This window comes from Micromonospora sp. SCSIO 07396 (assembly GCF_053667945.1).
The window spans coordinates 4,592,023-4,611,865 of record NZ_CM132210.1 but is presented as its reverse complement, the minus strand read 5'-3'; the positions used below and the strand labels follow the sequence as shown (position 1 = coordinate 4,611,865).

Sequence of the window (19,843 nt, the reverse complement as noted above, 5' to 3'; positions counted from 1 at the left end):
CCCACCCTCCAGATCGAGGTCAGATCAGTAGCGGTTGATGGTGGGCGCGCTGCCCAGCTCCGCGCCGAACTTGCCGGCGGTGTCGTCCCAGGCCTTCTTCCAGCTGCCGTCGTTGAACGCCTTCTCCAACGTGTCGTTGATGAAGGTGCGGAAGTCGTTGTCCTCCTTCTTCACCCCGATGCCGTACGGCTCCTTGGTGAAGTTGTCCCCGGCCAGCTTGAACGACGCCTCGTCCTCGGCGATGTAGCCGAGCAGGATCACGTTGTCGGTGGTGACGGCGTCGACCTGACCACCCTTGAGGGCGTCGCGGCACTTGGGGTAGGTGTCGAAGAGCACCAGCTGGGTGCCGACGTCCTTGATGTACTTCTTGATCTCCTCGGCCGGGGTGGACCCGGTCACCGAGCAGACCTTCTTGGTGCCGTCCTTGAAGGAGTCCGGCCCGGTGATGGTGGTGTCGTCCTTCTTGACCAGGATGTTCTGGCCGGCCTCGTAGTACGGCCCCGCGAAGGCGATCCGCTCCTTGCGCTTGTCGTTGATCGTGTAGGTCGCCGCGACCAGGTCGACGGTGCCGTTGACGATGGCGTCCTCACGGACCTTCGACGGCGTCTCGACGTACTCGATCTTGTCCTCGGGGATGCCCAGCTCCTTGACGATGAGCTTGGCGACCTCGACGTCGAAGCCCTCCGGCTTGCCCGACAGGCCCTTCTGGCCGAAGCCGGGCTGGTCGAACTTGGTGCCGATCTTGATCTTCTGCGCCTTGTTGAGCTTCTCCATGGTGCTGCCTGCGGCGAAGGACTTGCTGCCGGCGCCGGTGCCCTCGTCGGCGTCGTCGCCACCGCAGGCGGCCAGACCGAGCGCCAGGGTGGCCGCCGCGGCGACTGCCGCCACGCGCTTCATACGCATACTGAACTCCTTCTTCGTCGGAATGCACCGGTGACCGGCGCGCTCCACTACGGACGCCTAGTGCGTGAGGATCTTGGAGAGGAAGTCCCGGGCCCGCTCGCTGCGCGGGTTGGCGAAGAACTCCGTCGGCGGGGCGTCCTCGACGAGCTGCCCGTCGGCCATGAAGATCACCCGGTTGGCGGCGTGCCGGGCGAAGCCCATCTCGTGGGTCACCACCACCATGGTCATGCCCTCACTCGCCAACGAGGTCATCACGTCGAGCACCTCGCCGACCATCTCCGGGTCGAGCGCGCTGGTCGGCTCGTCGAAGAGCATCGCCTTGGGCTGCATGGCCAGCGCGCGGGCGATCGCCGCCCGCTGCTGCTGGCCGCCGGAGAGCTGGGCCGGGTACTTGTCGGCCTGGTTGGCGATGCCGACCCGGTCGAGCAGGGCCAGGCCGCGCTCGCGGGCGGCGGCCGGCTTCTCCTTGCGGACCTTGACCGGCCCGAGGGTGACGTTCTCCAGGATGGTCTTGTGGGCGAAGAGGTTGAACGACTGGAAGACCATGCCGACCTCGCTGCGCAGCTTCGCCAGCGCCCGCCCCTCGGCCGGCAGTGGCTGCCCGTCGAAGGTGATCGTCCCGTCGTTGATCGGCTCCAGCCGGTTGATCGTCCGGCAGAGCGTCGACTTGCCCGAGCCGGACGGCCCGATCACCACCACGACCTCGCCCTTGCCCACCGAGAGTGACACGTCGTCGAGCACGTGCAGGGGGCCGAACCACTTGTTGACCTTGTCCAGCACGATCAGCGGTTCGCCGGTCGCCACGTCGTCCACCGTCCCTGTCGTCGTACCGGAAAGCGGGGTCGGTCGACCCCCGGTTGGGCCACTGTAGGCGGGGCGGCGTGGCGGATCGCAACTCAACGGGTCACGGAGAGGTAACACCGGTGTCGGGTGTACGCCGACGTCCGAATTCCGTCACTCCGCCGGGCCGTCAGGTGGCGGCGCGGCGGGGTGACGGAGATCATGGGGGGATGACCGACCGGGTCCGCCTGACCGAGTACGCGCGTGGTGGCGGCTGCGCCTGCAAGATCCCACCGGGCGAGCTGGAGGCGATGGTCGCCGGCCTCGGGCCGGCCACCGGCACCGCCGAGCTGCTGGTCGGCCTGGACCACGGCGACGACGCCGCGGTGGTCCGGCTGGACGGGCACACCGGATTGGTCACCACCGCCGACTTCTTCACCCCGGTCGTCGACGACGCCTACGACTGGGGGCGGATCGCCGCCGCGAACGCCCTGTCCGACGTGTACGCCATGGGCGGCACTCCGCTGGTCGCCATCAACCTGCTCTGCTGGCCCCGGGACACCCTCCCGCTGGAGCTGGCCCGGGAGGTGCTGCGCGGCGGTCAGGAGGTGGCCCGGGAGGCCGGCTGCCACCTGGCCGGCGGGCACAGCGTCGACGACGACGGCCCCAAGTACGGGCTGGCGGTGACCGGGCTGGTCCGCCCCGACGAGCTGATCACCCTGGACGCCGGCCGGGCCGGGCTGCCGCTGTCGCTGACCAAGCCGCTCGGCGTCGGGGTGCTGAACACCAGGCACAAGGCCACCGGCGAGGTCTCCGCCGAGGCGGTGGCGTCGATGACCACGCTCAACCGGGACGCGGCCCGCGCCGCCGTCGCGGCCGGCATCCGCTGCGGCACCGACGTGACCGGTTTCGGGCTGCTCGGGCACGCCTCGAAGCTGGCCCGTGCCAGTGGCCTGACGGTGGCGATCGACGCCGCCCGGGTGCCCTACCTGCCCGGTGCCCGGGCGGCGGTGCGCGACGGGCACGTCAGTGGCGGCACCCGGCGCAACCTGGACTGGGTCAGCCCGTGGACCGGGTTCGGGTCGACGGGTGAGGCCGACCGGCTGCTGCTGGCCGACGCGCAGACCTCCGGCGGGCTGCTGCTGGCCGGCGAGGTGCCCGGCGGCACGGTGATCGGCGAGCTGCTGCCCCGGGGCGCGTCGATGGTCGTGGTGCGCTGACCCGCCCGGCCCGGTGACGCGCGCCCTGGCCCGGTGACGTGCCCGGCCGGGTGAGGTGCGCCCGGTCTGCTGGCGCGTCCGGTGGGCGTCGGGGCGGCGGCGCGCCGCCGGGCTGGCCCGCGCCGGGCACCGTACCCGATAAACTGTCATCTTCCTGCCACTCCCAGCAATGGCACCCCGGGAAATTTTGCCCGGAATGGTCACAGACCGGTAACTTGCCCCCGGCTGGGGGCAAATGCCCCCCACCATCGTCAGTAAGGCCCGATCCGGAGGCCGGTGGGAACTAACGCAGCGAGGAGGCGGCATGACCGAGCTGTGGAACTGGAGAATCGACCGGGCCGAACCCGTGACGGTCTACCCGGCCCTGGCCGAGGCGCTCGGCCGGGTGGTGATGCCGCTGGCGGTGGCGGACCCGGCCCGGCTGCCCCGGCACGCGGTGATCTGCGACGTCTGGCAGGCCCCGGGGGAGTTCGGCACCATGGTCGACTGTTACGGCGTCCCGGAGTCGCGGCACGAGCTGGGCACGATCGCCGCGCTGGCCCGGTTGCTCGACCGGGACTGCCTGCTCACCGACGACACCCTCGACGCCGGCCGGCACCTGCTGGTCGCGCCGGGCGGCACGATCCGCCCGGTGCACTTCGAGGTGACCGAGACCGACGACGGCGAGCTGCTCTCCGCCCGCCGGCTCTGCACCCTGGCGCACCCGGCCTGCCGTGGCTGGTCGCGGTGCCGCGGCTCCCGCTGGGCCCCCGACTCGGTCAACCCCGCCCTCGCCGCCGCCTGACCCCCCACCCCACCCCACCCCACCCCGTCGATCATGGAGTTGTGGCGCTCGCAGAACAGGTCAAACCGGCCTAATGCGTCCACCACAACTCCATGATCGACAGGAGCGTGGGGGGAGCGTGGGGTGAGGGTCAGGGGGCCGGGGTGGGGCGGGTGCTGCGGACCTGCAACTGGTCGAGGAGGGTCGCGGTGGCGGCGGTGACCGCCTGCACCGCCGCCTCGAAGGCCGCCGCGTTGTGCGCGGCCGGGGCCCGGAAACCGGAAACCTTCCGCACGTACTGCAACGCCGCCGCCTCGATGTCGGCAGGGGTGACCGTCGGGACGTACGGCTCGCGCAGGGTCTTGATGCTCCGGCACATGGTTCCTCCATCGTCGGGGTCTTCCCGGTCGGCCCGGGTCGGTCGGCCCGGATACGCTGTGCACGTCATGACTACCGCAGCCGCGGGCAGCCCGCGCACCTACCAGGTGCGCACGTACGGCTGCCAGATGAACGTGCACGACTCCGAGCGCATCTCCGGCCTGCTGGAACAGGCAGGTTACGTGCGGCTCGCCGAGGCCGACGACAACCCGGACGTGGTGGTGTTCAACACCTGCGCCGTCCGGGAGAACGCCGACAACCGGCTCTACGGCAACCTCGGTCACCTGCGCCCCGTGAAGGACAGGCACCCGGGGATGCAGATCGCCGTCGGCGGTTGCCTGGCCCAGAAGGACCGCGGCGACATCGTCCGCAAGGCCCCCTGGGTGGACGTGGTGTTCGGCACCCACAACATCGGCTCGCTGCCGGTGCTGCTGGAACGGGCCCGGCACAACACCGCCGCCGAGGTGGAGATCCTCGAATCCCTCGACGTCTTCCCGTCCACCCTGCCGACCCGGCGCGAGTCGACGTACGCCGGCTGGGTGTCGATCTCGGTGGGCTGCAACAACACCTGCACGTTCTGCATCGTGCCCTCACTGCGCGGCAAGGAGAAGGACCGCCGCCCGGGTGACGTCCTCGCCGAGGTGCGCGCGCTGGTCGCCGAGGGGGTGCTGGAGGTGACCCTGCTCGGGCAGAACGTCAACTCCTACGGCGTCGAGTTCGGCGACCGGTACGCCTTCGGCAAGCTGCTGCGCGCGACAGGCGAGATCGACGGGTTGGAACGGGTCCGGTTCACCAGCCCGCACCCGAAGGACTTCACCGACGACGTGATCGCCGCGATGGCCGAAACCCCGAACGTCTGCCACTCGCTGCACATGCCGTTGCAGTCCGGCTCCGACGACGTGCTGAAGGCGATGCGTCGCTCGTACCGGTCGGAGCGGTACCTCGGCATCATCGAGAAGGTCCGCGCGGCGATGCCCGACGCGGCGATCACCACCGACATCATCGTCGGCTTCCCCGGCGAGACCGAGGCCGACTTCGAGCGGACCCTCGACGTGGTCCGCGCGGCCCGGTTCTCGTCGGCGTTCACCTTCCAGTACTCCAAGCGCCCCGGCACCCCCGCGGCGACCATGGACGGCCAACTGCCCAAGCAGGTCGTGCAGGAACGCTACGAGCGGCTGATCGCCTGCGTCGAGGAGATCACCTGGGCGGAGAACAAGCGGCTGGTCGGCGAGACCGTCGAGGTGCTGGTCGCCGTCGGCGAGGGCCGCAAGGACGACCGCACCGGCCGGCTCTCCGGCCGGGCCCGCGACGGCCGCCTGGTGCACTTCGCCACCGGTGGGCCCGGTGAACCGGGCGCGGCCGGCACCGTCCGGCCGGGCGACATCGTGCACACCACCGTCACGTACGCCGCCCCGCACCACCTCAACGCCGACGGCGCGCCGCTGGCGCACCGCCGCACCCGGGCCGGGGACGCCGCCGAGGCGGGCCGCGCACCGCGTACCCCCGGGGTGTTGCTCGGGTTGCCCACGGTCGGCGCACCGGCCGTGCCGCCCGCGCCGACGACCGGCTGCGCCGCGCACTGACCCCGGCCGGGGCCCGCCACGCCGGCGGACCCCGACCGGTGCGCGGTCAGACCGAGATCCGGCCCGCGCCGGCGCCCGCCGTCACGATGGACTTCACGCTGCTCGCGCTGTCCAGGGTGTACGGGTACGGGATGCCGGCGACGCTGCCGCCGGTCTGCCCGGCGGGCGAGTTGACGAAGTGGTTGTTGCGGGCCACCAGGCTGCCCGGCCCGGAGTCGGCCTCGCCGAGGTGGTAGGTGTCCTTGACGTTCTCGAAGTAGTTGCCCTCGACGAGCACCCCGGCGCTCATCGTGGACGCCACCCCGTAGCCGGCGTTGTTGTAGTAGTAGTTGTTGTAGACGTGCACCGGGTTGCCGAAGCGGACCCGGGGGTTGCGCTGCTTGCTGCCGTCGTACCAGTTGTGGTGGTAGGTCACCCGCAGGTGCCCGATGTCCTGGCTGCCGTTGTCGTCGCTGTGCCCGAGCAGCATCGTCTTGTCGTGGCTGTAGACCCGGTTCCAGGAGACGGTGACGAAGTCGGAGCCGCGCTTGATGTCCACGGTGCCGTCGTAGCCGTTGCTGAACGTGTTGTGGTCGATCCAGATGTTGGTGGCCGAACTCTCCACGTTGACCGCGTCGTCGCTCCAGTTGCGGAACGTCAGGTTCCGGATGATCACGTTGCGGTCGCCGTTGACGGTGAAGCCGCAGCCGACGATCGTCGCCCCGACGTTGCCGAGGATCGTCTTGTTGGACCGGACCCGCAGCATGCCCGAGCAGTTGATGGTGCCGGAGACCCGGATCACCGCCGCGCCGGTGGCGTTCAACGCGCTGGTCAGCGCCGAGGCGGTGGAGACGGTCGTCGCGCCCGCGTTGCCGCCGCCGGTGGTGCCGCCGTTCTGGGTGGCCCAGCCGACCAGGCCGGTCTGCGGCACGCTGGGCGGCGGGGTGGTCGCCGGTGGGGTGGTCGGCGGGGGCGTCGTCGGCGGGGGTGTGGTCGACGGCGGGGTGGTCGGCGCACCGGTGGGGGCGGTGCTTCCGGTGCAGGTCACCCCGTTGACGGTGAAGCTGGTCGGCGTCGGGTTGCTGGAGTTGTTCCAGGTGCCGTTGAAGCCGAAGGAGACGGTGCCGCCGGTCGGCACGCTCCCGTTGTAGCCGACGTTGGTGGCGGTCACCGTGCTGCCGCTCTGGGTCACGGTGGCGTTCCAGGCGTCACTGACCGTCTGGCCGGCCGAGTACGACCAGCGCAGGCTCCAACCCGACAGCGGGTCGCCGAGGTTGCTGATGGTGATGTTGCCGGTGAATCCGCCCTGCCACTGCCCGCCGACGGTGTAGCTGACCGCGCAGCCGGGGGCGGCGTGGGCGGCGACGGCGGTGAGCGTGCCGGTGGCGAGCAGGGCGACGGTGGTGGCGGCGATCAGCGTCGTACGACGCCGAGGTGTGCGCATGCTGCGTCCCTTTCGGGTGGGACAGGCGGCCGTCGACGGGGGAGCCGCCGGTGGGCGCCGCGCCCGTCGGCACCGGTGACTCGCCGCGTTCGCCGATCGGCCCCTGCCGGGGGGTCAGGTCGGTACGAGGTGGCTCCCGTGTGGTGCGCCCGCGGCCCGGACAAGCGCTTTCCCGAGCAAAGCATAGACAGTGACGGATGTAAATCGGCGTGCCGGTCACCTCCCGGCAGTGCCGCAACGGCCGGCGGGCCGCCGGTCGACGGACGTGTCGACAGGCGGCCCGCCAGGGTGCGGACGGGACCGGCTCAGCAGGCGGTGCCCTTCAGCTTCACCGAGGCCGGTGCGGCGGCCGTACCGTTGGCGGTGAAGCCCACGGTGATCGACGCGCCCGCCGCCAGCGACGGAGCGTAGCTCGGCCCGGCGGCGGTCACCGTCGTGCCGGACTGGGTGACCGTGGCGTTCCAGCCGTTGACCAGGGTGACCCCGGCCGGCCAGGTCCAGGTCACCGACCACGGGTTCACCGCCGCCGAACTGGTGTTCTTGACGGTCAGCTCACCCTGGAAACCACCCTGCCAGGCGTTGACCTGCTTGTAGGTGGCGGTGCACCCACCCGCCGGCGGGGGCGTGGTGGTGGGCGGCGGCGGGGTGGTGGTCGGCGGGGGAGGCGTGGTGGTCGGCGGCGGCGTCGGCCCGGTGGTGGTCGGCGTCGGGGTGCCCGTCGGGTCGACCCCACCGGCCACCGGCGCGATCAGATACGGCTGGAGGATCGCCTGCTTGGCGGTGTTGATGTTGGTCCAGTCGTCCAGCGCGATGCCACCCGTGTCACCCGAGTTCGGGTTCCACGACCAGTAGGTGAAGGACATCCCGTTCACGCCGGTGCCGGTGTAGGCCATCAGCTTCTCCAGCCACACCTTGTCCCGGGGGTCGGCCAGGGTGCTGCCGAACTCGCCCATCATGATCGGGGCGATGTTCTGCTTGTAGAGGTAACCCCAGTAGCGGTCCCAGACCGCCGGCAGGTTCGCCGGGAAGTCGGCCGCCTTGAACCACTCCTGCTCGTAGACGCTGGTGGCGTACTCGTGCGGCGAGTAGACCAGCCGGTTCGCCACGTTCAGCCGGACCGGGAACTGCCCGGCCTTGGACAGGTTGCCACCCCACCAGCCGCAGTCCTCGTCGTTGCTGGTGTCGTTGTCCCAGACGTTCGACAGGCCGCCGCTGGGGCAGCTCACCCCCTCCACGAAGATCAGCCAGTTCGGCTGCACCCCGAGGATGGCGTTGCCGGCCCGCTCGGCGGCCAGCCGCCAGTCCCGGGTGGTGTCGCCGCAGCCCCAGCAGGCGCCGGTCGCGGCCGGGTTGGTGCCCTCGGCGTGCGGCTCGTTGTGCAGGTCCGCGCCGATCACCGTGGTGTTGCCGGCGTACCGCTGGGCCAGCATCTTCCAGTCGGCGAGCCAGGTCGCCTCGGAGACCGTGGAGGTGTACCAGAGCGGCGACTGACCGGCCGACGTCGGCCGGTGCCGGTCCAGGATGACCCGCATGCCCTTGCTGCCGGCGTAGGCGATCACCTTGTCGAGGATCTGCAACGGGGAGAGCCCGATCAGGTCCGGGTTGACGAAGTCGTTGATCCCGGTGGCGGTCGCGCCCGGCTTCACCGAGTCGTTCGAGTACGGGATGCGCAGCGTGTTGTAGCCCAGGCTGGCCATCTTGTCGAGCTGCCCGCGCCACGGGTTGTTCGACCACAGGCCGTGGAACGTGCGGTTGTCGGTCTCCATGCCGAACCAGTTGATGCCGGTCAGCCGTACCGTCGCGCCGGTGCTGTCGACGATCTTGTTGCCGTTGGTGTGCAGGTAGCCGGTGCCGGTGCCGCCGACGGCGGCGGCGGCCGGGGTGGTGCTGACGGCGGCGGCGACGAACACGCCGGCCGCAGCGGTGGCGAGCGCGGTGAGCGCGGCGCCGAGAGTGCGGGGTCGGTACATGCGGGCTCCACTTCGGATGCCCGGCGTCGCGACGGCGACGCGGGGCGGAAAACCGGGGGAAACGCCGGCCGCCGCCGTCCGTCCCGCTCGTTTCGGGATACGCGGACAGTGCGCGACGCGCCGGGTCACGTGGACACGGCCACTCGCTGCGGTGCACCGGCGACTCCCGACGACGGTGTCCGTCGTCGGTGCCCTCGCGCCGGTGGGATCGACCTGGCTCTGCCGCTCATTCTGATCAGCCGGTCTCGATGCGTCAACCGCAGGTCGCGGCGGCCCCGCCGGATGGGTGGTTCCGGCTGGTCGCCGACGTGCCCGGGATGCTCCCCGCCCGGGTGGTCCGCTCGGCGACCAGCGCGGACACGCGCGAGCCCCCGGTCCCTTCACCAGGGACCGGGGGCTCGGGTGTGTCCGATCAAACCGGCGCGGACGGCCGGCCGGGGTCAGCCGGCCTGTTCGGCGAGCTGGAGGAACTGCCGCTTGGAGGCGAGCGCCTGCTCGGCCTCCTTGACCCGGCGGGCGTCCCCGGCGGCCTGGGCGCGGGCGAGCCGCTCCTCGGCCTCGGCGACCTGCGCCCGCATCTGGGCGAGCAGCGGGTTGTCCTCCTTGGTGGTCCGCCGCCAGGCCGAGTCCATCACCTCGCGGACCTTGTCGTCGATGGCCCGTAGCCGCCGCTCCAGGCCGGCGGCGGCCTCCCGGGGCACCCGGCCCGCCTCGTGCCACTGGGCCTGGATGTCGCGCAGCTTCGCCTGGGCGCCCTTCGGGTCGCCGTCGACGTCGAGCGCCTCGGCCTCGGCTAGCAGCGCCTGCTTGCGCTCCAGGTTGGCCCGCTGCTCGTTGTCCCGGGCCGAGAAGACCTCACTGCGCCGGCTGAAGAAGGCGTCCTGGGCGGCGCGGAACCGTTCCCAGAGCTTCTGCTCCGACTCCTTGGAGGCGCGCGGGGCGGCCTTCCACTGGTTCATCAGCTCCTTGAGCTGGTTGGCGGTGGCCGCCCAGTCGGTGGAGTCGGAGAGCTTCTCGGCCTCGGCGACCAGCTCCTCCTTGACCGTGTGCGCCTGCTTGCGCTGCTGGTCGAGGGAGGCGAAGTGGGCACCCCGACGCCTGGTGAAGCCGTCCCGGGCGGCGGCGAACCGCTTCCACAGCTCACCGTCGGCCTTCTTGTCGATCCCCCGGATGGTCTTCCACTCGTCGAGGATCTCCTTGAGCCGGTCGCCGGCGGTCTTCCAGCCGGTCGACTCGGCGGCCAGCTTCTCGGCCTCCTCGACCAGGGCGGTCTTACGGGCGAGCGCCTCACCCCGGGCGGCCTCCCGGGCGGCACGGGCCTCGCCGGCCTTCTCCTCGGCGAGCACGGCCAGCTTGTCCAGGCGCGCGGCGAGGGCGTCGATGTCCCCCACGACGTGGGCCTCGGCCAGCGAGGCGCGGATCCGCCGCACGGTGCTCAGCGAACCTCCCGCGTCGGCGGCGCCCGAGTTGAGCCGGGCCTCGGTGAGGTCCACCTCGGTGACCAGGTCGGCGAAGCGGCGGGCGAAGTGGGCCAGGCCCTCCTCGGGCGCGCCCGCCTGCCAGGAACCGACCACCCGCTCGCCCTCGCTGGTCTTCACGTACACGGTGCCGTCCGCGTCCACCCGTCCGAAGGCAGTCCAGTCGCTCATGTGCCCATCCTCGTTCTCCCGGCGTCGTCGGGAAACCCCCCGCGATCGCCGCCACGGCGCAGCCAACTTGCTCCCGGCATTGTCACAGGTCCGCCCCCGTCCGCGTCGAGCGCCTGTCTCTGACCGTGACCATACGGTGTCCTAGCACCCACACACAGGCTCCGTGGGGCGAGTGTCGCAATGCGCCGTACGCTGTACGGTAGGCCGTACAGGATGCTGCCGCCCGTGCTGCGGGCGGGCGAGGAGGAGCAGGATGACCCAGTCCCACACCCGGATGACGCCCCCGGCCGACCCCGGGTTCGTGCCCGACGCCGCCGATCTCGCCGAGCTGGACGAGTGGTTCCGCCGGTACGACGCCCTGGCCGAGGCGGGTGACGTCGCCGGCACCGCCGACCTGGCGATGTTCCCGCTCAACACGGTCACCGACGACGCGGCCGGCGAGGGGTCGGCCCGCCAACTCGACCGGGCGGCCTACCTGGAGATGATGGGCGGCGTCCTCGGCGGCGGGGGCGACCTGCGGATGGAGAGCCGCCGCACGCCCTACTTCCTCACCCGCAGCCTGGCCGTGGTGCTCACCGAGGCCGAGTTCACCCTCGACGGCCAACGCCAGCGGGTGCGCTACGCCGACCTGCTGGTCCGCACCGGCGGGCAGTGGCGGTTCCAGACCATGGTGCAGGGCGGCTGGGGCGGCCAGACCGGCTGACCGTCGACCCCCGAGCCGGCGGCCGGGCCGACCACCCGCATGCCCGCCCCCGCGCCGCACCCGGGCATGCCCGACGGCGGGGTGGGCGGAGCGGGCGGTGCCCGGCCGCTACCGACGTGCGCGGCGCGCTGGAGCGGCGGCTCGGACTGGCGGGGTGGGCGGAGCGGGCGGTGCCCGGCCGCTACCGTTGCCTGGTGCCACTGCTCGCCGCCGCCGTCTGCCCACACCCGCCGCTGATCGTGCCGGAGCTGGCCGGGGCCGCCGCGCCCGAGCTGGCGGAGCTGCGTGACGCCTGCGCCGCCGCCGTCGCCGCCCTCTACGCGGCCGGGGCGGACACCGTCGTGCTGGTCGGTGCCGGCGAGCGCACCACCGAACTGGCGCTGCCCCGCCGGGGCAGCTTCGCCCCCTGGGGACTGCCCCTCACGGTCGACCTCGGAACACCCCACCCCGACCCGGCCAGCCCCTCCCCGGTCCGGACCGCCCCGCCACGGTCCGACCACCCTGCGCTTCTGCGGGCCGTGCCTCCCCGGGGCGGCAGTGGGTCGCTGCCGGCCGTGCCCCCGCCGGGCGGCGTGGAGCCGGTGCCGCTGCCGGCCGACGACGCGGGGCTGCCGTTGAGTCTGCTGGTCGGGGCCTGGCTGGTCGAGCGGACCGCCCCGCCGGCACCGACCGCATGGCGGATGGTGAGCGTCGCGTCGGACGAGCCGGCCGACCGGTGCGCCGCCCTCGGGGCCGGGCTGCGGGTGGACGGGCCCTGGGCCCTGCTGGTGCTCGGTGACGGGTCGGCCTGCCACGGCCCGAAAGCGCCGGGCTACGACGACCCGCGCGCCGGGGCGTACGACGAGGGGGTCGCCCGTGCCCTGGCCGACGCGGACGCCGACGCGCTGCTCGGCCTGGACCCGGTGCTGTCGGCGCAGCTGGGGGTCGCCGGTCGGCCGGCCTGGCAGGTGCTGGCCGGGGCGGTCCGCGCGGCCGGCGGCGACTGGCACGGCGAACTGCGCCACCACGGCGTCCCCTACGGCGTCGGCTACCTGGTGGCCTCCTGGACGCGGACGGACCCGACCGGCCCGGACGGGACGCCGGCGGGTGACGCCGGGACAATGGCGGGTGACGCCGGGACGGCAGCGGCGGGCGGTGTGACGCGGTGAGCGGCACGGTCGTCGCCGTGGTCGGCCCGACCGCGGCGGGCAAGTCGGCGCTGAGCATCGCCCTGGCGCACGCCCTCGGCGGTGAGGTGGTCAACGCCGACTCGATGCAGCTCTACCGGGGCATGGACGTCGGCACCGCCAAGCTCACCCCGGCCGAACGCGACGGGGTACCGCACCACCTGCTGGACATCTGGCCGGTCACCGAACCGGCCAGCGTCGCCGAGTACCAGCGGCTGGCCCGCGCGGCGGTCGACGACATCCTGGCCCGGGGGCGGGTGCCGCTGCTCGTCGGCGGCTCCGGCCTGTACGTGCGGGCGGTGCTGGAACAGTTCGAGTTCCCCGGCACCGACCCGGCGGTACGCGGCCGGCTGGAGGCGGAGCTGGCGCAGCTCGGCCCGGCCCCGCTGTACGCCCGGCTGGCCGGGGCGGACCCGGCGGCGGCGGCGGGCATCCTGCCCGGCAACGGTCGACGCATCGTCCGGGCGCTGGAGGTGATCGAGCTGACCGGGGCGCCCTTCACCGCCGCGCTGCCCGCCCCGACCCCGTACTACCCGGCGGTGCAGCTCGGCGTCGACCTGGACACCGCGCTGCTCGACGAACGGATCGCGGCGCGGGTCGACCGGATGTGGGCCGACGGGCTGGTCGCCGAGGTCCGTACGCTGTGCGGGCAGGGCCTGGCCGACGGCCGGACGGCCAGCCGCGCGCTCGGCTACCAGCAGGTGCTGCGGTTCCTGGCCGGGGAGACCGACGAGGCGCAGGCCCGGGACGAGACGATCCGGGCCACCCGCCGGTTCGTCCGACGGCAACGCTCCTGGTTCCGCCGTGACCAGCGGATCCACTGGCTGGACCCGACCGTGCCGACGTTTGTCGAGACTGCCCTGCGGGTGGTCGCCGGGCATCGGCCATGATGGGGGCGTGGAGTTCACCAAGGGTCACGGCACCGGCAACGACTTCGTCATCCTGCCCGACCCGGACGGCGCCCTCGATCTGACCCCCGGCCTGGTCGCCGCGCTCTGCGACCGGCGGCGCGGCCTCGGCGGCGACGGCGTGCTGCGGGTGGTCCGGGCGGCGAAACACCCCGACGGGGTCGCCCTCGCCGGGGAGGCCGAGTGGTTCATGGACTACTGGAACTCCGACGGCTCGTCCGCCGAGATGTGCGGCAACGGGGCCCGGGTCTTCGTCCGCTACCTGCTGGCGACCGGGCTGGCCACCACGACCGGCGGAACCCTGCCGGTGGCCACCCGCGCCGGCCTGGTGCGGGCCCGGGTCGACGGCGACACCATCGCCGTCGAGATGCGCCGCCCCCGGCTGTACGACGCCTCCCGCGCCGTCCTCGGCGGACTGACCCTGCCCGGCACGGCGGTGGACGTCGGCAACCCGCACCTGGTCTGCGCCCTGCCGGCCGGCATCGACCTGGCCGACCTGGACCTGACCCGCGCACCCGAATTCGACCCCCGGGTCTTCCCGCACGGGGTGAACGTCGAGTTCACCGCCCCCGCCGACCCGGTCGACGGCACCGACGAGCACGTCCTGATGCGGGTCTACGAGCGTGGCTCGGCCGAGACCCTGTCCTGCGGCACCGGTGCCTGCGCGGTCGCCGCCGTGGCGCTGCGCGACGCCACCCGGGACACCGGCATCGTGGCGGTGGACGTCCCCGGTGGCCGGCTCACGGTCACGGTGACCGCCGACTCCTGCTGGCTCGCCGGCCCCGCCGTCCTGATCGCCACCGGCACCCTCACCCTCCCCTGACGCCGCTCCCTCCCTCCCTCCCTCCCGTCTCGCCTGCCCCTGCTTGCCTTGCCCCCGCTTCGCCGTGCCCCCGCTTCGCCTTGCCCCGTGATCAAGAGGTTCAGGTCAGAACCGGGGCCATGGATGACGCATACCTCTTGATCACCGGCACCGGAGGGGGTGGTGTCGGGTGATCAAGAGGTATGCGTCAGAGATGGCGGGTGGGTTGACGTGAACCTCTTGATCACCGCTGTCAGGCGGGTGGCGCGGGGTGATCAAGAGGTTTACGTCAGAGTCGGGGCCTTGGGTGACGTATACCTCTTGATCACCGGCACCGGAGGGGGTGGTGTCGGGTGATCAAGAGGTATGCGTCAGAGATGGCGGGTGGGATGACGTAAACCTCTTGATCACCGGGGCGAGGTGGGGGAGGTGGGGCGAGGTGGGGGAGGTGGGGACGGGGAGGGGCGTCGGGGTCAGGGGGTGGCGCTGGCGGTGGCGGCGATCTCGGGAAGGTCGGCCGGGCCCGGGTCGGCGGCCGGCGGCGGGGTGACGGCCGGGTTCTGGGCGGCGGCACGGACGGCGGCGGCGACCGCCGGGGCGACCCGGGAGTCGAAGACGCTCGGCACGATGACCGTTGGGTTGATCTTGTCCTCACCGACCACGTCGGCGATGGCACGGGCCGCCGCGATCGCCATCTCCTCGGTGAACTCCTCGGCGTGCGCGTCGAGCATGCCCCGGAAGACGCCTGGGAAGGCAAGCACGTTGTTGATCTGGTTCGGCTGGTCGGAGCGGCCGGTGGCGACGATCGCGGCGTGCTTGCGGGCCTCCCGGGGGTCGACCTCCGGGTCGGGGTTGGCCAGCGCGAAGACGATCGCGTCCTTGGCCATGGTGGCGATGTCGTCGCCGGTCAGCAGGTTGGGGGCGCTCACCCCGATGAAGACGTCCGCGCCCCGGACCGCGCCGGCCAGGTCGCCGGAGTAGTTGTCCCGGTTGGTGTTCTCGGCCAGCCACTGCCAGGCCGGGTTGAGGTCGGGCAGGTCGCGGTGCAGGGCGCCCTGCCGGTCGTACGCGATGATGTCGCCGACGCCCTGGCGCAGCAGCAGTTTCATGATCGCGGTGCCGGCCGCGCCGGCCCCGGAGACGACCACCCGGACGTCGGCGAGCTGCTTGCCCACGACGCGCAGCGCGTTGGTCAGCGCGGCCAGCACGCAGATCGCGGTGCCGTGCTGGTCGTCGTGGAAGACCGGGATGTCCAGCGCCTCGCGCAGCCGGGCCTCGATCTCGAAGCAGCGCGGCGCGGCGATGTCCTCCAGGTTGATCCCGCCGTACGCGGGGGCGATGGCCTTGACGATCGCCACGATCTCGTCGGTGTCCTGGGTGTCGAGGACCACCGGCCAGGCGTCCACCCCGCCGAACCGCTTGAACAGGGCCGCCTTGCCCTCCATCACCGGCAGCGACGCCGCCGGGCCGAGGTTGCCCAGACCGAGCACGGCCGAGCCGTCGCTGACCACGGCGACCGTGTTGCGCTTGATGGTGAGCCGGCGGGCGTCCGCCGGGTTCTCCGCGATCGCCATGCAGACCCGGGCCACCCCCGGGGTGTACGCCCGGGACAGCTCGTCACGGGTCCGCAGCCCGACCTTGGAGTGCACCTCGATCTTGCCGCCGAGGTGCAGCAGGAAGGTCCGGTCGGAGACCTTACGCACGTCCACCCCGTCCAGGGCGGTGAGCGCCTCGACGACCTGGTCGGCGTGGCCGGCGTCGGCGGTGTCGCAGGTGAGGTCGACGATCACGTGGGTCGGGTCGGAGTCGACCACGTCCAGCGCGGTGACGATCGCACCTGCCTCGCCGACCGACGTGGTCAGCCGGCCGATCGAGGAGGCGTCCGCGGGGACCGCGATCCGGATCGTGATCGAGAATCCGGCACTCGGCAGTCGGGTGATGGCCACGGAAATACCTCCGTCGTCGCTGGCGGCTCGTCAGCATTTCTACTCGCCCGCCGGGCCACGGCGGCAGCCGGCCCCGCGTTCGGCGACCTCCACCACGGGCATATAGCAGTCGCGCTCGGCGTTGACCCATGTCAGGATTACTCGGTACATGCACAGAACGGACAGGAGTCGCAGCTTGCGAGACCAGGAGACCCAGACCCCCTACTCGGACGACGACCTCGACGCCACGACCGGCGAGTACGAGCTGTCGGAGCGGCAGGCGTTGCGGCGGGTCCCCGGCCTCTCCACCGAGCTGACCGACGTCACCGAGGTCGAGTACCGCCAGCTGCGGCTGGAGCGGGTCGTCCTCGTCGGCGTCTGGACCGAGGGCACCCAGCGCGACGCCGACAATTCGCTGACCGAGCTGGCCGCCCTGGCCGAGACCGCCGGTTCACAGGTGCTCGAAGGGCTGATCCAGCGCCGCAGCCGTCCCGACCCGGCCACCTACGTCGGCCGGGGCAAGGTCGACGACCTGACCGGCGTGGTGCTCTCCACCGGCGCCGACACGGTGATCTGCGACGGCGAGCTGTCCCCGTCCCAGCTGCGGAACCTGGAACAGCGCACCAAGGTCAAGGTCGTCGACCGCACCGCGCTGATCCTCGACATCTTCGCCCAGCACGCCAAGAGCAAGGAGGGCAAGGCGCAGGTCGAGCTGGCCCAGCTCGAATACCTGCTGCCCCGGTTGCGTGGTTGGGGTGAGACGCTCTCCCGGCAGACGGGTGGTTCCGGGCGGGGTGGCGGCGCCGGTGGCGGGGTGGGCCTGCGTGGTCCCGGTGAGACCAAGCTGGAGACCGACCGTCGGCGCATCCGGCACCGCATCGCCCGGCTACGTCGGGAGATCAAGGCCATGAAGACGGTACGCCAGACCAAGCGTGCCCGTCGTTCCCGCAACGCCGTTCCCGCCGTGGCCATCGCCGGTTACACCAACGCCGGCAAGTCGAGTCTGCTCAACCGGCTCACCGGCGCGGGCGTGCTGGTGGAGAACGCGCTCTTCGCCACCCTGGACCCGACCACCCGCCGGGCCACCACCTCGGACGGGCGGCTCTACACGCTCTCCGACACGGTGGGTTTCGTCAGGCACCTGCCGCACCAGATCGTCGAGGCGTTCCGCTCGACGCTGGAGGAGGTCGCCGAGGCCGACCTGGTGGTGCACGTGGTCGACGGCACCCACCCCGACCCGGAGGAACAGGTCCGGGCCGTCCGCGAGGTGCTCTCCGAGGTCGGTGCCGACCGGCTGCCCGAGCTGCTGGTGGTCAACAAGACCGACGCCACCGACGAGGAGACCCTGCTGCGGCTCAAGCGGCTCTGGCCGGACGCGGTGTTCGTCTCCGCGTACAGCGGGCGCGGCATCGAGGCGTTGCGTGAGGTGATCGAGCAGCGGCTGCCCCGCCCGGCGGTGGAGGTCCGCGCGGTGCTGCCGTACGACCGGGGTGACCTGGTGGCCCGGCTGCACCGGCAGGGTGAGGTGCTCAGCACCTCCCACCTGCCCGAGGGCACGCTCCTGCACGTCCGGGTGGGGGAGGCGCTGGCGGCCGAGCTGACGCCGTTCGTGGCGGCGGGTGATCCGGCGGTGGCCGGCAGTCGGTGAGCGCTCCGGTGTGACCTGAGGTTCATCGCGGCATGCGACACTGACGCCATGCGCCGCGCTGTCTCCTCGGTCACGGTTGCCCTCGCCCTGTTCGGCGCGGCCGTGGCACCCGCTGCTGCCGCCGGGGCGGCACCGGTCTCCGCCGTCCCCGCCGGGGTGGCCCCGCCCGTCACCGGAGCGGGGCCGCTGGCCGTCGGGGCGGGTCCGCTCGCGGCGGCGGGCAAGAAGAAGTGCACGATCAGCGACGAGCGGCTGCGCGAGGTGTCCGGTCTGGTCGCCACGAAGACCGGCTACATCGTGATCAACGACGGCACCCTGGAGGAGAGCCGCAAGCGGGTCTTCTTCCTGGACACCAAGTGCAAGATCGCCAAGGAGCCGGTGAAGTACTCCGGTGACGGCCCGTTCGACACCGAGGACCTGGCCCTCTCGCCCGACGGCAAGACCCTCTGGATCGCCGACACCGGCGACAACGTCACCAGCCGGGAACGGCGTACCCGGGTCGCGGTCTGGACGATGCCGGTCTCCGGGTCCAAGCAGCCGGTGCTGCACCGGCTGTCGTACCCGGAGCGTAAGCCGCACGACGCCGAGGCGCTGCTGGTCGGCGCGGACGGACTCCCCCTGGTGATCACCAAGGTGCCCAGTGGCAAGGCGGAGATCTTCACCCCGGAGGCCAAGCTCGACCCTGACGGCAACACCGATCCGGTGCCGATGAAGAAGGTCGGCGAGATCACCCTGCCCAAGACCACCACCGACAACCCGCTGAACATCATCGGCCGGGTGGCGATCACCGGGGCGGCCCGCTCGCCCGACGGCAGCCGGGTGGTGTTGCGTACCTACGCCGACGCCTTCGAGTACGACGTCAGCGGCGACGACATCGTGGCCGCCCTGACCACCGGCAAGCCCCGGGTCACCCCGCTGGCCGACCCGTTCGGCGAGGCCATCTCGTACACCCCGGACGGCACCGGGTTCGTCACCGTCTCCGACGGCGGGGAACTCGCCCCGGAGGACCCGATCGACATCCTCGGCTACACGCCGTCGACCAAGGGTGCCGAGCCGGTCGAGGGCGAGGCGGGGGCCAAACCGGCGACCGAGAAGTCCTGGTACGACAACCTCAGCCTGGACCAGATCACCTATCTGATCGGTGCTGTCGGCGTGGTCGGCGCGCTCCTGGTGGGGGCCGGCATCGTCGGGATCGTCAGGTCCCGGCGGCGGGCTGCGACGGTCGGCGACGACCCGGTCGACCAGGACGACGACGTGTTCACCTCCGGCGCGGTCTCCCGCGCCGAGGGGCGGTCGGCAGGCGACGGTCCGCACGCCGCCGAGCCGGTCGCGGACCGGCCACGCGGCGGTGTCTACGGTGCTCCGGCGACGCCCGGCGGGTCGCCCGCCCGCCCGGCCGGCGGCGGGGTCTACGGCGGTGGCCGGCCCCCGGCCGGGTCCGGTGCGGCTCCCGCCGGCCGTCCGGCCGGTGGGCCGCCACCGACCGGCGGTCGCCCGGCGGGCGGCGGGGTCTACGGCGGTGGTCGTCCCGCCGGCGGCGGGGTCTATGGTGCCGCCCCGGCGGGTAACGGCGCGGGTCCGCGCGGTGGTGCTCCCCATGGTGCCCCGGCCGGCGGCGCGTCCCGGGGCGGCCCGCCGGCTGTGGACCCGCGTGGCGGTGCTCCCGCCGGTGGGCGTGGTGGTGCCCCGGCCGGCGGCCGAGGTGTCCCTCCGGGGGGCCGTGGCGGTGCCCCGGTGGCCGGGCGCGGCACGCCGCCGGGTGCCCGGGGTGGCACGCCGCCGGACGGGCGCGGCGCTGCCCCGGGCGGTGGCCGTGGTGGTGCCCCGGCCGGCGGCCGGGGCGGTCCGCCTCCGGGCGGCCGTGGTGGCGCGCCGGCCGGTGGCCGGGGCGGCGGTGGCGGTGTCTACGGCGGTGGCGGTGGGCGGGCCGAGCCGCCGCGCCGGGAGACCGACCCCCGCGAGCCGCGCTCCGGCCCACGTCGTGAGGGCCACGACGACCGGCGCGGCGGCCAGTACGGCCCA

General features: G+C 72.7%; 15 protein-coding genes and 1 pseudogene. 9 read left to right on the top strand and 7 right to left on the bottom strand.

Annotation, left to right across the window (positions count from 1 at the left end; genetic code table 11):
- Positions 1 to 24: 24 nt before the first annotated feature.
- Positions 25 to 903 (bottom strand): glutamate ABC transporter substrate-binding protein, encoded by an 879-nt coding sequence (locus ACWCHM_RS19690; RefSeq protein ID WP_281899617.1) that lies wholly within the window; start codon positions 901 to 903, stop codon positions 25 to 27.
- 57 nt (positions 904 to 960) lie between these two features.
- Positions 961 to 1,716 carry an amino acid ABC transporter ATP-binding protein gene (locus tag ACWCHM_RS19685; RefSeq protein WP_281899615.1) on the bottom strand — a complete coding sequence of 252 codons (756 nt, stop codon included), beginning with the start codon at positions 1,714 to 1,716 and terminating at the stop codon, positions 961 to 963.
- A gap of 197 nt (positions 1,717 to 1,913) precedes the next feature.
- On the opposite strand from ACWCHM_RS19685, the gene selD reads away from it, so the two are divergent.
- Positions 1,914 to 2,903, top strand: coding sequence for a selenide, water dikinase SelD (gene selD / locus ACWCHM_RS19680; protein WP_454219306.1), 990 nt, complete (start codon positions 1,914 to 1,916; stop codon positions 2,901 to 2,903).
- A gap of 304 nt (positions 2,904 to 3,207) precedes the next feature.
- Entirely contained in the window at positions 3,208 to 3,687 is a 480-nt protein-coding gene (locus ACWCHM_RS19675; RefSeq protein ID WP_067314369.1) for a hypothetical protein, read from the top strand.
- Positions 3,688 to 3,817: 130 nt separating this feature from the next.
- On the opposite strand, the gene ACWCHM_RS19670 is transcribed toward ACWCHM_RS19675, so the two are convergent.
- Complete coding sequence (locus tag ACWCHM_RS19670) at positions 3,818 to 4,045, bottom strand: DUF2277 family protein (RefSeq protein ID WP_421489053.1); 228 nt, start codon at positions 4,043 to 4,045, stop codon at positions 3,818 to 3,820.
- A 67-nt stretch (positions 4,046 to 4,112) separates the two neighbouring features.
- Here ACWCHM_RS19670 and miaB point away from each other — a divergent pair, with 67 nt between their 5' ends.
- A complete protein-coding gene (gene miaB, locus ACWCHM_RS19665; RefSeq protein ID WP_454219304.1) occupies positions 4,113 to 5,627 on the top strand; it encodes a tRNA (N6-isopentenyl adenosine(37)-C2)-methylthiotransferase MiaB in 1,515 nt (504 codons plus the stop codon).
- Positions 5,628 to 5,673: 46 nt separating this feature from the next.
- On the opposite strand, the gene ACWCHM_RS19660 is transcribed toward miaB, so the two are convergent.
- The 3 genes from ACWCHM_RS19660 to ACWCHM_RS19650 all read right to left on the bottom strand — a co-directional run bounded on the left by ACWCHM_RS19660 (position 5,674) and on the right by ACWCHM_RS19650 (position 10,669).
- On the bottom strand, positions 5,674 to 7,050 hold the full coding sequence (locus tag ACWCHM_RS19660; protein WP_454219303.1) for a pectate lyase family protein: 1,377 nt from the start codon (positions 7,048 to 7,050) through the stop codon (positions 5,674 to 5,676).
- A gap of 305 nt (positions 7,051 to 7,355) precedes the next feature.
- Complete coding sequence (locus ACWCHM_RS19655; protein WP_454219302.1) at positions 7,356 to 9,020, bottom strand: cellulase family glycosylhydrolase; 1,665 nt, start codon at positions 9,018 to 9,020, stop codon at positions 7,356 to 7,358.
- A 440-nt stretch (positions 9,021 to 9,460) separates the two neighbouring features.
- On the bottom strand, positions 9,461 to 10,669 hold the full coding sequence (locus tag ACWCHM_RS19650; RefSeq protein ID WP_204957002.1) for a DUF349 domain-containing protein: 1,209 nt from the start codon (positions 10,667 to 10,669) through the stop codon (positions 9,461 to 9,463).
- A 253-nt stretch (positions 10,670 to 10,922) separates the two neighbouring features.
- Between ACWCHM_RS19650 and ACWCHM_RS19645 the strand changes: the two genes are divergently transcribed.
- The 4 genes from ACWCHM_RS19645 to dapF all read left to right on the top strand — a co-directional run bounded on the left by ACWCHM_RS19645 (position 10,923) and on the right by dapF (position 14,269).
- A complete protein-coding gene (locus ACWCHM_RS19645; protein WP_239484649.1) occupies positions 10,923 to 11,372 on the top strand; it encodes a hypothetical protein in 450 nt (149 codons plus the stop codon).
- Between the two features lie 194 nt (positions 11,373 to 11,566).
- Positions 11,567 to 12,520 (top strand): hypothetical protein, encoded by a 954-nt coding sequence (locus ACWCHM_RS19640; RefSeq protein WP_454223116.1) that lies wholly within the window; start codon positions 11,567 to 11,569, stop codon positions 12,518 to 12,520.
- On the top strand, positions 12,517 to 13,428 hold the full coding sequence (gene miaA / locus ACWCHM_RS19635) for a tRNA (adenosine(37)-N6)-dimethylallyltransferase MiaA (RefSeq protein WP_454219301.1): 912 nt from the start codon (positions 12,517 to 12,519) through the stop codon (positions 13,426 to 13,428). Before ACWCHM_RS19640 ends, miaA begins: the two co-directional genes overlap by 4 nt.
- 7 nt (positions 13,429 to 13,435) lie before the next feature.
- Positions 13,436 to 14,269, top strand: a complete 834-nt coding sequence (gene dapF / locus ACWCHM_RS19630) for a diaminopimelate epimerase (RefSeq protein WP_454219300.1) — start codon at positions 13,436 to 13,438, stop codon at positions 14,267 to 14,269.
- 452 nt (positions 14,270 to 14,721) lie between these two features.
- Here dapF and ACWCHM_RS19625 read toward each other — a convergent pair whose 3' ends face one another.
- Complete coding sequence (locus tag ACWCHM_RS19625) at positions 14,722 to 16,194, bottom strand: NAD-dependent malic enzyme (RefSeq protein WP_204957005.1); 1,473 nt, start codon at positions 16,192 to 16,194, stop codon at positions 14,722 to 14,724.
- A gap of 175 nt (positions 16,195 to 16,369) precedes the next feature.
- On the opposite strand from ACWCHM_RS19625, the gene hflX reads away from it, so the two are divergent.
- Both hflX and ACWCHM_RS19615 read left to right on the top strand, forming a co-directional pair.
- The gene (gene hflX, locus ACWCHM_RS19620; protein WP_454219299.1) at positions 16,370 to 17,821 is read left to right on the top strand and encodes a GTPase HflX; all 1,452 of its coding nucleotides are present in this window, start codon (positions 16,370 to 16,372) and stop codon (positions 17,819 to 17,821) included.
- Between the two features lie 48 nt (positions 17,822 to 17,869).
- Positions 17,870 to 19,450, top strand: a pseudogene (locus ACWCHM_RS19615) (hypothetical protein); the annotation flags it as partial.
- Between the last annotated feature and the right edge of the window lie 393 nt (positions 19,451 to 19,843).